This window comes from Bacteroides xylanisolvens XB1A (assembly GCF_000210075.1).
Lineage (GTDB): Bacteria > Bacteroidota > Bacteroidia > Bacteroidales > Bacteroidaceae > Bacteroides > Bacteroides xylanisolvens.
In genome coordinates this window covers 664,658-676,801 of sequence record NC_021017.1, presented here as the reverse complement: position 1 = coordinate 676,801, position 12,144 = coordinate 664,658, and the positions used below count along the sequence as shown (strand labels likewise).

Annotated in this window: 11 protein-coding genes and 2 pseudogenes; 8 read left to right on the top strand and 5 right to left on the bottom strand. The window is 40.5% G+C overall.

What is annotated here, in order from left to right:
* The 5 genes from ileS to BXY_RS02750 form a co-directional block, all read left to right on the top strand.
* The coding region (gene ileS / locus BXY_RS02770) for an isoleucine--tRNA ligase (RefSeq protein WP_208946733.1) at positions 1-3,300 on the top strand (3,300 nt) is incomplete at its 5' end.
* Positions 3,301-3,335: 35 nt separating this feature from the next.
* The gene (locus tag BXY_RS02765) at positions 3,336-3,716 is read left to right on the top strand and encodes a TraR/DksA family transcriptional regulator (RefSeq protein ID WP_004295883.1); all 381 of its coding nucleotides are present in this window, start codon (positions 3,336-3,338) and stop codon (positions 3,714-3,716) included.
* A gap of 97 nt (positions 3,717-3,813) precedes the next feature.
* Entirely contained in the window at positions 3,814-4,470 is a 657-nt protein-coding gene (locus BXY_RS02760; RefSeq protein WP_004295884.1) for a lipoprotein signal peptidase, read from the top strand.
* Positions 4,460-5,536, top strand: coding sequence for a DUF4296 domain-containing protein (locus BXY_RS02755; RefSeq protein ID WP_008640156.1), 1,077 nt, complete (start codon positions 4,460-4,462; stop codon positions 5,534-5,536). Before BXY_RS02760 ends, BXY_RS02755 begins: the two co-directional genes overlap by 11 nt.
* Positions 5,537-5,541: 5 nt before the next feature.
* On the top strand, positions 5,542-5,928 hold the full coding sequence (locus tag BXY_RS02750) for a hypothetical protein (RefSeq protein WP_004303301.1): 387 nt from the start codon (positions 5,542-5,544) through the stop codon (positions 5,926-5,928).
* Here BXY_RS02750 and BXY_RS02745 read toward each other — a convergent pair.
* Positions 5,879-6,643: a TrmH family RNA methyltransferase gene (locus BXY_RS02745; protein ID WP_008776990.1), complete on the bottom strand. Its 765-nt coding sequence runs from the start codon at positions 6,641-6,643 to the stop codon at positions 5,879-5,881. The genes BXY_RS02750 and BXY_RS02745 overlap by 50 nt on opposite strands.
* Positions 6,644-6,785: 142 nt before the next feature.
* Here BXY_RS02745 and tamL point away from each other — a divergent pair, with 142 nt between their 5' ends.
* Positions 6,786-9,095: a translocation and assembly module lipoprotein TamL gene (tamL, locus tag BXY_RS02740; RefSeq protein WP_015531163.1), complete on the top strand. Its 2,310-nt coding sequence runs from the start codon at positions 6,786-6,788 to the stop codon at positions 9,093-9,095.
* Here tamL and BXY_RS02735 read toward each other — a convergent pair.
* The 3 genes and pseudogenes from BXY_RS02735 to BXY_RS02725 form a co-directional block, all read right to left on the bottom strand.
* Positions 9,049-9,500: pseudogene (locus BXY_RS02735) on the bottom strand (hypothetical protein). The gene tamL and the pseudogene BXY_RS02735 sit on opposite strands and share 47 nt — an antisense overlap.
* 93 nt (positions 9,501-9,593) lie before the next feature.
* Positions 9,594-10,145, bottom strand: a complete 552-nt coding sequence (locus BXY_RS02730; protein ID WP_015531161.1) for a DUF3332 domain-containing protein — start codon at positions 10,143-10,145, stop codon at positions 9,594-9,596.
* A gap of 93 nt (positions 10,146-10,238) precedes the next feature.
* Positions 10,239-10,688, bottom strand: a complete 450-nt coding sequence (locus BXY_RS02725; RefSeq protein WP_004316430.1) for a DoxX family protein — start codon at positions 10,686-10,688, stop codon at positions 10,239-10,241.
* A gap of 161 nt (positions 10,689-10,849) precedes the next feature.
* Here BXY_RS02725 and BXY_RS02720 point away from each other — a divergent pair, with 161 nt between their 5' ends.
* Positions 10,850-11,098 carry a DUF6965 family protein gene (locus BXY_RS02720; protein WP_015531160.1) on the top strand — a complete coding sequence of 83 codons (249 nt, stop codon included), beginning with the start codon at positions 10,850-10,852 and terminating at the stop codon, positions 11,096-11,098.
* A gap of 124 nt (positions 11,099-11,222) precedes the next feature.
* Here BXY_RS02720 and BXY_RS02715 read toward each other — a convergent pair whose 3' ends face one another.
* Positions 11,223-11,645, bottom strand: coding sequence for a BT0820 family HAD-type phosphatase (locus BXY_RS02715; RefSeq protein ID WP_004316432.1), 423 nt, complete (start codon positions 11,643-11,645; stop codon positions 11,223-11,225).
* Between the two features lie 96 nt (positions 11,646-11,741).
* Here BXY_RS02715 and BXY_RS02710 point away from each other — a divergent pair.
* A pseudogene (locus BXY_RS02710) lies at positions 11,742-12,144 on the top strand (MFS transporter); the annotation flags it as partial.

The window sequence follows — 12,144 nt, the reverse complement described above, 5'->3', positions numbered from 1 at the left end:
CGTACCATTAAGGACATTTTCTGTCGCTACAAAACGATGAAGGGTTATCAGGTGAAGCGTAAAGCCGGATGGGATACGCACGGACTGCCTGTGGAACTAAGTGTAGAAAAGGCATTAGGTATCACAAAAGAAGATATTGGTAAGAAAATCTCTGTTGCCGACTACAATGCGGCTTGTCGGAAAGACGTGATGAAATATACCAAGGAGTGGGAAGACCTGACTCATCGGATGGGATATTGGGTGGATATGAAGCACCCTTATATCACGTATGACAATCGCTATATTGAGACATTATGGTGGCTATTGAAGCAACTGCATAAAAAAGGATTGTTGTATAAAGGATATACGATCCAACCGTATTCACCGGCTGCAGGAACAGGATTGAGTTCACATGAGTTGAATCAACCGGGCTGTTATCGGGATGTAAAAGATACAACGGCCGTTGCCCAATTTAAAATGAAGAATCCTAAACCGGAAATGACGGAATGGGGAACTCCTTATTTTATCGCCTGGACAACTACTCCATGGACATTGCCTTCAAATACGGCTCTTTGTGTGGGACCGAAGATTGACTATGTGGCTGTACAGTCTTACAACGCTTATACCGGAGAACCTATCACGGTTGTTCTGGCAAAAGCTTTATTGAATGTACATTTCAATGCAAAAGCTGCTGATCTGAAATTGGAGGACTACAAAGCCGGAGATAAACTTGTACCGTTTAAAGTGATTGCCGAATACAAAGGCACGGATCTTGTCGGTATGGAATATGAGCAGTTGATCCCTTGGGTGAAACCGGTTGAGGTATCCGAAGATGGCAACTGGAAGCCTAGTGATAAGGCTTTCCGTGTGATACCGGGTGATTATGTTACTACAGAAGATGGTACAGGTATCGTTCACATTGCACCTACATTTGGTGCAGACGATGCGAATGTGGCACGTGCTGCAGGAATCCCGTCACTTTTCATGATTAATAAGAAAGGCGAAACTCGTCCGATGGTGGATTTAACTGGTAAATTCTATCTGTTGAATGAGCTGGATGAGAATTTCGTAAAAGAATGTGTTGATGTAGATAAATACAAAGAATATCAGGGTGCATGGGTGAAAAATGCTTATGATCCTCAATTTATGGTGGATGGCAAATACGATGAGAAAGCCGCGCAAGCTGCCGAATCTTTGGATATTGTCATTGCCATGATGATGAAAGCAGACAACAAGGCTTTCAAGATAGAAAAGCATGTCCACAACTATCCGCACTGCTGGCGTACAGACAAACCGGTACTTTATTATCCGTTGGATAGCTGGTTTATCCGTTCTACCGCTTGCAAGGAGCGAATGATGGAATTGAATAAAACCATCAACTGGAAACCGGAATCTACCGGAACCGGCCGTTTTGGCAAGTGGCTGGAAAATCTGAATGACTGGAATCTTAGCCGTTCTCGTTATTGGGGTACTCCATTACCTATCTGGCGTACAGAAGATAATACGGATGAGATATGCATCGAATCTGTAGAAGAACTTTATAATGAAATCGAGAAATCGGTAGCTGCCGGATTTATGAAATCCAATCCATACAAGGATAAAGGTTTTGTGCCGGGTCAATATTCGGAAGAAAATTATGATAAGATTGATCTTCACCGTCCTTATGTAGACGACGTCATATTGGTATCGAAAGACGGCAAACCGATGAAGCGTGAATCAGACTTGATTGATGTATGGTTCGATTCGGGTGCTATGCCATACGCACAGATCCATTATCCGTTCGAAAATAAAGAACTGTTGGATAACCGTCAGGTATATCCGGCTGACTTTATCGCGGAAGGAGTAGACCAGACTCGTGGTTGGTTCTTTACCTTGCATGCTATCGCTACCATGGTATTTGACAGCGTGTCCTACAAAGCTGTTATCTCTAACGGTTTGGTACTCGATAAGAACGGTAACAAGATGTCCAAGCGTTTGAATAACGCTGTCGATCCGTTTACTACGATTGAAAAGTATGGTTCCGACCCGTTGCGTTGGTACATGATTACCAATTCTTCTCCGTGGGATAACCTGAAATTTGACGTTGAAGGAGTGGAAGAGGTTCGCCGTAAATTCTTCGGTACCTTATATAATACGTATTCATTCTTTGCGCTTTATGCGAATGTAGACGGATTTGAGTATAAAGAAGCGGATGTACCGATGGCAGAACGTCCGGAGATCGACCGCTGGATCTTATCTGTATTGAATACATTAATAAAGGAGGTAGATACATGCTATAATGAATATGAACCGACAAAGGCAGGACGTTTGATTTCTGATTTTGTGAATGATAATTTGTCCAACTGGTATGTTCGCCTGAATCGTAAACGTTTCTGGGGTGGTGAATTTACACAGGATAAATTGTCTGCTTATCAGACATTGTACACTTGTCTCGAAACAGTTGCCAAACTGATGGCTCCTGTATCTCCGTTCTATGCAGACCGGTTGTATACTGACTTGATTACAGCAACAGGACGCGACAATGTAGTTTCTGTCCATCTTGCCGAATTCCCGAAATATCAGGAAGAAATGATAGACAAGGAACTGGAAGCCCGCATGCAAATGGCACAGGATGTTACATCTATGGTGTTGGCATTGCGCCGCAAGGTGAATATCAAGGTACGCCAACCGCTACAGTGTATCATGGTTCCGGTGGTAGATGAAGAGCAGAAAGCTCATATCGAAGCTGTGAAGAACCTGATTATGAATGAAGTGAATGTAAAAGAAGTCAGATTCGTTGATGGTGCAGCCGGTGTATTGGTGAAAAAAGTGAAATGTGACTTTAAGAAACTGGGACCGAAATTTGGCAAGCAAATGAAAGCAGTAGCTGCTGCTGTTGCAGAAATGTCACAGGAAGCCATCGGTGAATTGGAGAAAAACGGAAAGTATACATTAAACCTGGATGGTGCGGAAGCTGTTATTGAAGCATCAGATGTCGAGATCTTTAGTGAAGATATTCCGGGATGGTTGGTTGCCAATGAAGGCAAACTGACAGTAGCGCTTGAAGTGACCATTACCGAAGAACTGCGTCGCGAGGGTATTGCCCGTGAACTGGTGAACCGTATTCAGAATATACGTAAGTCAAGCGGCTTCGAGATTACAGACAAAATAAAAATAACAATCTCGAAAAATACGCAAACAGATGATGCGGTAAATGAATATAATACTTATATTTGTAACCAGGTTTTAGGCACATCTCTTGAACTTGTAGATGAAGTGAAAGACGGAACAATGCTGGAGTTTGACGACTTCTCATTGTTTGTGAACGTGATAAAAGACTAATACTATATTGATTAACCTTTTAAAATTGTAAAGTTATGGCAGAAAAGACTAGATATTCGGATGCGGAACTCGAGGAATTCCGTGCCATTATTATGGAGAAACTGGAATTGGCACAACGTGACTATGAACAGTTGAAGAAAAGTTTGATGGGACTGGACGGTAATGATACCGACGATACATCTCCTACGTATAAAGTATTGGAAGAAGGAGCTAATACGCTCTCCAAGGAAGAAACGACCCGACTGGCACAACGTCAGCTGAAGTTTATCCAAGGATTACAAGCTGCTTTGGTACGTATTGAGAATAAAACGTACGGCATTTGCCGTGAAACCGGAAAGTTGATTCCGGCAGAGCGTCTGCGTGCTGTTCCTCATGCTACATTAAGCATTGAAGCAAAGAACAGTGGTAAAAAATAACAGATAGCAAGTAGGCTACAGGTAACGAGCTACAAGTAGCTGCGCAAAGTTTACGCACGGCACTTGTAGCTCGTTATGTTTAACTTATAATAAACACATGAAGAAACTATTCACGAAGGGGAGAATTGCCCTTCTCGTTATCTTTTCCGTATTGATTATTGACCAGATCATCAAGGTCTGGATTAAAACTCACATGTACTGGCATGAAAGTATACGTGTGACCGATTGGTTTTATATCTATTTCACCGAAAACAACGGGATGGCTTTCGGTATGGAAATCTTCGGCAAGTTATTCCTGACAACATTCCGCATTGTTGCGGTAGCATTGATAGGGTGGTATCTCTATAAAATCATAAAGAAAGGTTTTAAAACAGGTTATATCGTCTGTGTGGCTCTTATTCTGACCGGTGCTTTGGGAAACATCATAGATAGTGTGTTCTATGGAGTTATTTTCAATGAAAGCACTCATTCGCAGATTGCCAGTTTCATGCCCGAAGGTGGTGGATATTCTACCTGGTTTTACGGAAAAGTGGTGGATATGTTTTACTTTCCGATTATAGATACAAACTGGCCTACATGGATGCCGTTTGTGGGTGGAGAGCATTTTATATTCTTTAGTCCGATCTTTAATTTTGCGGATGCCGCTATCAGTTGCGGTATCATTGCCTTGTTACTCTTTTATAGTAAATATTTGAATGAGTCTTATCATTCACTGGATAAAGATAAAAAGGAAGCTACGGATCATGAAAAATAAATTTCGGTTTCATCTGTGTCTCATCTGCATGTTCGTGTTTGCGGTAGCCGGGTGTAAAGTGAAAAGACCCAGTGATGTAATCTCGGAATCGAAGATGGAGAATTTGCTGTATGATTATCATGTGGCAAAGTCTATGGGAGATAATTTGCCTTATAGTGAGAACTATAAGAAAGCATTGTATATCGACGCCGTTTTCAAGAAATACGGGACTACACAAGCTGCATTTGACTCATCCATGGTTTGGTATACCCGTAACACAGAGATTTTATCGAAAATTTATGATAAGGTGAAAAAACGCTTGAAAGACGAACAGGAACTTGTTGGCGACCTGATAGCCAAGCGTGATAAGAAACCGAAAATGACCAAGCAGGGTGATAGCATCGATGTCTGGCCGTGGCAGCGTATGGTACGTCTGACCGGTGAAATGATGGATAATCAATATGTATTTACTTTGCCGACCGACTCTAACTACAAAGACCGGGATACACTGGTATGGGAAGTGCGGTATCGTTTTCTGGAACCGATGCTTGCCGACTCTTTAAGAGGTGTCACTATGGCTATGCAGGTGATTTATGAAAAAGATACGATCAATCATTGGAAAACGGTGACTGAACCGGGTGTGCAACAAATTCGTTTGTTTGCAGACACATTAGGTTCGATGAAAGAAATAAAAGGTTTCATTTATTATCCGATGGATAGCCAGGAAAAAGGCGGGGCAGTATTGGCCGACCGCTTCATGATGACTCGTTATCATTGTACGGATACGCTCGCATTTGCCGTACGCGATTCTTTGAATAAGATAGAAGCATTGAAAGCGGATTCTTTGAAGAAGATAGCTACTAAAGAAAATGCCGACTCTTTACATAAGGTCATAGACAAGAATAAAGATGACATTCAGCGTCTGACACCGGAAGAGATGAACCGTCGTCGTACGGGAACTCATCGTGAGAAGAAGCCGGAGCAGATTCAGGTGGAACAGCATATCCAAAAGGAACGGATAGAGCAAAGAAAAGAACGCCAGATGAATCAACGCAGGAAGCAACAACAAAGACGTTCAAACAACTGATTGTAATGAAACGCTTTGCTTCTCATTATTTGCTGATACCTGCCGTCGGATATATGAAGCAGCAGGTAGTGGAGATCACTGACGAAGGAGTTGTCCGAGGTGTGTTCCCATTGACCGAAGAGATTGAGTCGGTTGAATGGATGCCGGGAGTGATTGTGCTGCTTTCTGAAAGTCAGATGGAAGAAATAAAAAACACTGGGATGATTTTAAAAAACATCCCAGTGTTTCAAATCAATCTTCCCAGTGTTTCGAATCAATCTTCCCAATGTTTTAATGAGTATCTGCAGGAAGCAGAAAAGAAGGGGGAAGCTTTATTTCCTTATTTGTTTTATCCTTTTGATTTTACTTCCATGCAGCCTGTCGACGGAACTCGGCACAGATTACTGCGGTAGCAATGGCTACATTCAGAGACTCGGATGTCTCTTGGCCTGCCGGGTAATTGGGGATATATAATTTTCGGTTGATTAATGTGGCTACCTCTTTCCCTATGCCATTCCCTTCATTTCCCATTACGATCAAGCCATTGGCCGACAATGGTTGTTCATACATGTTTTTTCCATCCAGGAACGTACCGAACACAGGAGTATCTCCGAGCGACCGGATAAAATCGGGGAGGGAAGTATAATGTACTTTCACCCGGGCAATTCCACCCATAGTGGCTTGTATGGTCTTAGGGTTATATACATCTACCGTATTCTGCGAGCAGATAATATGTTCGATGCCAAACCAGTCGGCCAAACGGATAATGGTACCCAGATTTCCGGGATCTTGTACATCGTCCAATGCAAGGCAAAGTGATGAACGAACTGCCTCCGGATCCAAAGTATATTGTGGTTGTTCGAAAATGGCAAGTACCTGTTGGGGAGTTTTCAATAAACTGGCCCGTGAAAGATCTTCCTGTGAAACTTCTACCAGTTCACTTGCGTCAATACCCGGATGCTCCTGAAACCAGGAGGGAGTGGCAGCTAAAAAACGACAGGGAAAATGTCCGAGTAAATCGCCTACCAATTTAGGACCTTCAGCCAGAAATACCCGCTCTTCTTTACGTATTTTCTTCAGTTCCAGCGAGTGGATAAACTTTATTTTGTTTTTACTTAATGATGCCATAGATTTGATATTCTTTTGCAAAGCTATAAAGATATTTCCAATCTATCCTTACTTTCCTCTCTTTTTCTTAAATTATTTTCCCCGTCAGAAAATATAATTTATCTTTGTAAGCGCATTTTTCATGCTATCGATGTAAAACCGTATGAGGAGAAATTTTCTTTATTTGCTTGCTTCTGCTGCTGTCTTGTCACTTGCTTCGTGTACTACCACTAAGTTTGTGCCGGATGGATCTTATTTGCTGGATGAAGTCAAAATTCGTACGGACCAAAAAAATATACGGCCTTCTTCCTTGCGCATGTATGTTCGCCAAAATCCTAATGCCAAGTGGTTCAGTCTGATAAAGACCCAACTTTATGTATACAATCTGTCGGGGCGTGATTCGACCAAATGGGGGAATAAGTTCTTGAGAAGAATAGGGGATGCTCCCGTAATATATAGCGAGGACGAAGCGCAACGTTCTGAAGAAGAAATCACTAAGGCTGTGCATAATATGGGATATATGGCGGCAACAGTGAAACGTTCGACCAAAGTAAAAAAGAAAAAGATCAAAGTATATTATGACGTAACGGCAGGCAAGCCATACGTTGTTCAATCTATCAAATATGATATTTATGATCCTAAAATAGCTGCGCTTCTCAAACAGGATTCTGCCAGAAGTTTGCTGAAGGAAGGAATGTATTTTGATGTGAATGTATTGGATGCGGACAGGCAACGTATCACGAATAAGTTACTTCGGAATGGTTACTATAAGTTTAATAAGGATTATATCGGATATACTGCCGATACCGTTCGTAATACTTATAATGTAGATCTGACTCAACATTTGCAGATGTATAAAGCTCATGCGAATGATTCTGCAAGAGCACATCGGCAATATTGGATCAATAAGATTAATTTTATTACGGATTATGATGTTTTGCAGTCCTCGGCAATGAGCAGTGTGGACATCAATGATTCGGTACATTATAAGGGATATCCGATTTACTATAAGGATAAACTCTATTTGCGTCCTAAAGTTCTTACGGATAACCTTCGGTTTGCTTCCGGTGATCTGTATAATGAGCGCGATGTGCAGCAGACCTATTCCAGTTTTGGACGTTTATCGGCATTGAAATATACGAATATCCGTTTTATTGAGACTCAAATAGGAGATTCAACGATGCTCGATTGCTATGTGATGCTGACCAAGAGCAAACATAAATCAGTGGCTTTCGAGGTAGAGGGAACTAATTCTGCCGGTGACTTGGGAGCGGCTGCTTCCGCCTCTTTTCAAAACAGGAACCTTTTTCGCGGATCGGAAACTTTTATGATAAAATTCCGTGGAGCGTATGAAGTCATTTCCGGACTTCAGGCAGGTTATTCGAATAATAACTATACAGAGTACGGGGTGGAAACGAGTATCAACTTCCCTAATTTTCTGTTCCCTTTCATTTCCTCTGATTTTAAACGGAAAATCAGGGCTACAACAGAGTTTGGTTTACAGTATAATTATCAGTTGCGACCGGAGTTCTTGCGTACGATGGCTTCTGCTAACTGGAGTTACAAGTGGACACAACGTCAGAAGATACAACACCGTATTGATTTGATAAATATTGCTTTCCTTTATTTGCCCCGTATCTCTGAAAGGTTTAAAGAAGACTATATAAATAAAGGACAGAACCATATATTCCAGTATAATTATCAGGATCGACTGATTATAAATATGGGATATAGCTATAATTATAATAGCGTGGGAGGATCGATTATCAATAATACGATTGCTTCTAATTCATACTCCATCCGTTTTAATTTCGAATCGGCGGGAAATGTAATGTATGCTCTGTCAAAGGCTGCAAACATTCGGAAGAACAGTAATGGTGAATACGCTATTCTGGGAATTCCTTATGCTCAATATCTGAAAGGGGAGTTTGATTTTGCTAAGAATATCAGAATCGATTATCGTAACTCTTTTGCGTTTCATGCTGGTGTGGGAATAGCTGTACCTTATGGAAATGCGAAGACTATTCCGTTTGAGAAACAATATTTCTCTGGTGGAGCCAATAGTGTCCGCGGATGGAGTGTTCGCGATTTGGGACCGGGCTCTTTTGCAGGAAATGGGAATTTGCTCGATCAATCCGGAGATATTAAACTGGATGCCAGTATTGAATACCGAAGCAAGTTATTCTGGAAGTTTCAGGGGGCGGTATTTATTGATGCTGGTAATATCTGGACCATCCGGAGTTATGCCAATCAACCGGGAGGGGTTTTCAAGTTTGATAGGTTTTATAAGCAAATAGCAGTGGCCTACGGATTAGGTCTCCGCCTGGATTTGGATTTCTTTATTTTGCGTTTTGACGGAGGTATGAAAGCTGTCAATCCTGCCTATGAAACGAGGAAAGAGCATTTCCCCATCATTCATCCTAAATTCAGTCGTGACTTTGCTTTCCATTTTGCTGTGGGATATCCTTTCTAATCAGCCATTTATTATTTACTCTTACTAATTCGAGCGTATCTTGCAGGGAACTTACGTATTCCATTTTTCCCCGATGGGATGAATGACGAATGCATTTTTGATTTGGCAGACAACCGACGCTTCTTCTAAATTAGCATCTATCTCACTTGAAATAACAGAAACTTTTGCAGCGCCTCGTGTCTTAAGTTGCTCCAGATGGGTTTGCCCGACATTAGATGCTAAGAAACTAAGATAAGATTGAGAAGAAGGCGTGCTCCATTCTTTGGCGACCGTATAATTGAAATTATAAAAGGCTTCACAGAAATCGATGGCTGTCTGTTCTATTTGAGTTTGAGGAGTTTGTTGCTGACAAGATAGACAGGTGAAGATTAGAACAGAATAGATAAGTGTATATAGTTTATTCATAGTACAAAAGATTCTTGATAGAAGAAGATAAGATTGAAAAAGGAGATGAAACTCCTATATGATGTTTCATCTCCTTCGTATTTGTTTTTATTTTTAGCGGGCGGCAAACATAAAATTGCTCATTGTAGCCTGGCGTGCTGCCAGCATGCCTTGAGCATCCAGCGTTACATTCATCTTTTCGCCATTTGGCAAGAACAAATCAGCAGTGCCATCATTGTTCATTTTTACTAATTCAGCGCTTTCACCGTTTGCAACAACATTCCATGTGTTAGCTTCTTTGTTGTAGATCAAATCCATTGAAGCAGTTTCGCCTTCTTTAGTAATAGAATATCCATTCTCAAGAGTTTTCACCATGTAGTTGCCGTTCTCTCCTTTTACTTTCTTTACGTCACCTACATTAGCCATCGGGTTGGAACCACTCCAGAATTCGATAGAATTGATAACTAAAGCGTCAGCTAGGTAAGCTACGCCATAAACCGGAACAATGTTGAAAGCAAGGAATACGAGTTCGTTTACAAACTTGTTTCCAACTGATTGATTCCAAGAAGACAGGCGGTTGAATAAACTGAATGATCCTACACAAGAACTGAATAATAAGCTACCGCTAAGCACTACTGCGACTAAAGTCAGTTTCCCTCTTTTCATGTTAAAACATTTTTGATTAATAAAAAATATTGATAATTTCTCTCATACAAGTATGCAAATATAATATTTTTTAATTAATCAGGGGGATTATTTTTAATTTTTGTATGCTCTTGATTTTCGTCTTGACAATTCGTTTCCTATGATATGGTCTATTGAAAATTTACCCGGACCGGCAATATACATCAATATGAATACCACTAAATAAATGAAAGCTAGTTCTTTAACAGCAAATACGTCATTTGCGTGAACTACAAAGAAAGCTACTATCATCGTGAAAATCATCGGGATCATGGCTAAGCGATACAAGAAGCCTACAATAAATGCCATTGAACACACAAGTTCACCAAAAATAGCTAATCCGAGAGACAGGGGACTTCCTATTCCAAGCGGATCAGGAAATACAGTTGACAACTCTTGGAAACTACTCCATTTTTGGATACCGTGGTTCATTAATAATATGCCGAATATGATCCGGACAGCCAATAGCAACAAAGACACTTTTGTTGTATTCGATTTTGTGGGGAATAAGAAATCATAAATCATAAGTCGTTCTATTTTTAAGTTTATCTTTATTTATATAAACATAAAAAATATTGAAATTGTTCTTTGCTGATAGCACAACTTGTAGAATCTCTGCCAGTTCTTCGGTTATTCCTTGTTTATGAATAAATAAACTTTGTATCTTTGTGGAAAATTCTAAAGATATGGCGCAACATACTTATGACAATGAAGCTGTTCAGGAGTTATTGAACTGGGCAAAAAAGATGATCGAAACAAAGAATTATCCAACTGAAAGATATCAGGTCAATCAATGTACTACAATTATTGATGGTAAATCGTATTTGGAATCGTTGATTGCTATGATTTCCAAAAACTGGGAAAATCCGACTTTTTATCCTACTATTGAGCAATTATGGGAGTTCAGGGAAAAGTGGGAAAACAAAGAATCGTAGTAAATGGCCGTTCCATGTTGGGAGATAAGTTATTTCATCATATAGAAATGCACTCTTAATCATGTCGGATAAGAGTGCATCATCTATTTTTTGTATATCTGTCGGCTTGCTATTTATCTATTTATTAGAAAGGCAGCCATCTTTTTTTCTTTTTTGATGGCGTCTTTTCCTCTTCTCCGTTTTGGCCATAGACATCTGCAAATGTCTTTTTCTCTTTAATCATTGCATAAATGACTCCCCAATCCGGCAAACCGCCTAAGTTCCGGTCGTCAATGAACATGTCAGCTTTCAACTTTCGTGAAAATCCCTGATGGCCTTTTTGCTCTTCAGGATAATCCTTATTAACGGCATAAAATTCTAAACCTCTGGCTTTGCACCATTCGACAGCTTCGTCCAAAAGTGCCCCTTCACGCACACTCCATAGTATTAAACGATGCTTTTCTTGTTGCAATAACTTCAATGTGTCAACAGCGAATGGAATTTCTTCACCAATGCGTGGATAACGATGCTCTACAATCGTTCCGTCAAAATCAACAGCTATAATCATAGTTTTTAATTACCTAATTTTGAACAAAGATACGGACAGTAAGCCAAAAAAACGTATCTTTGTCTCAAATTAACATTTTAATAAATTAATAAATACATGAACAATTCCCCTCAGCGTGCTGCTAAAGGCTTTACGAGAGCATTTTGGGTCAGCAACACAGTCGAACTGTTTGAGCGTATGGCATATTATGCCGTTTTCATCGTTCTCACTATTTATCTATCTTCCATTTTAGGTTTTAATGATTTTGAAGCAAGTATGATTTCCGGGCTTTTTTCCGGCGGGTTATATCTGCTTCCTATTTTTTCCGGTGCTTATGCTGATAAGATCGGTTTCCGGAAGTCAATGATTATAGCATTTTCCTTATTATCCATTGGATATTTTAGGATTGGGGAGTATTTCCTACTTTGCTGGAAGCTGCCGGCCTGGTTAGTTACGGCGTCACTACTCAATTTAATGGTTTGCCCGATAGCTATACCCGGTGGATCATTGTGCCGGTCTT

Bases quoted from the DNA above. Each gene is read 5' to 3' on its own strand.
- BXY_RS02760 (WP_004295884.1), top strand. From the start codon at position 3,814: ATGAAGAAACTATTCACGAAGGGGAGAATTGCCCTTCTCGTTATCTTT.
- tamL (WP_015531163.1), top strand. From the start codon at position 6,786: ATGAGGAGAAATTTTCTTTATTTGCTTGCTTCTGCTGCTGTCTTGTCA.
- BXY_RS02715 (WP_004316432.1), bottom strand. From the start codon at position 11,645: ATGATTATAGCTGTTGATTTTGACGGAACGATTGTAGAGCATCGTTAT.
- BXY_RS02750 (WP_004303301.1), top strand. From the start codon at position 5,542: ATGAAACGCTTTGCTTCTCATTATTTGCTGATACCTGCCGTCGGATAT.
- BXY_RS02755 (WP_008640156.1), top strand. From the start codon at position 4,460: ATGAAAAATAAATTTCGGTTTCATCTGTGTCTCATCTGCATGTTCGTG.
- BXY_RS02725 (WP_004316430.1), bottom strand. From the start codon at position 10,688: ATGATTTATGATTTCTTATTCCCCACAAAATCGAATACAACAAAAGTG.
- BXY_RS02765 (WP_004295883.1), top strand. From the start codon at position 3,336: ATGGCAGAAAAGACTAGATATTCGGATGCGGAACTCGAGGAATTCCGT.
- BXY_RS02720 (WP_015531160.1), top strand. From the start codon at position 10,850: ATGGCGCAACATACTTATGACAATGAAGCTGTTCAGGAGTTATTGAAC.
- BXY_RS02745 (WP_008776990.1), bottom strand. From the start codon at position 6,643: ATGGCATCATTAAGTAAAAACAAAATAAAGTTTATCCACTCGCTGGAA.
- BXY_RS02730 (WP_015531161.1), bottom strand. From the start codon at position 10,145: ATGAAAAGAGGGAAACTGACTTTAGTCGCAGTAGTGCTTAGCGGTAGC.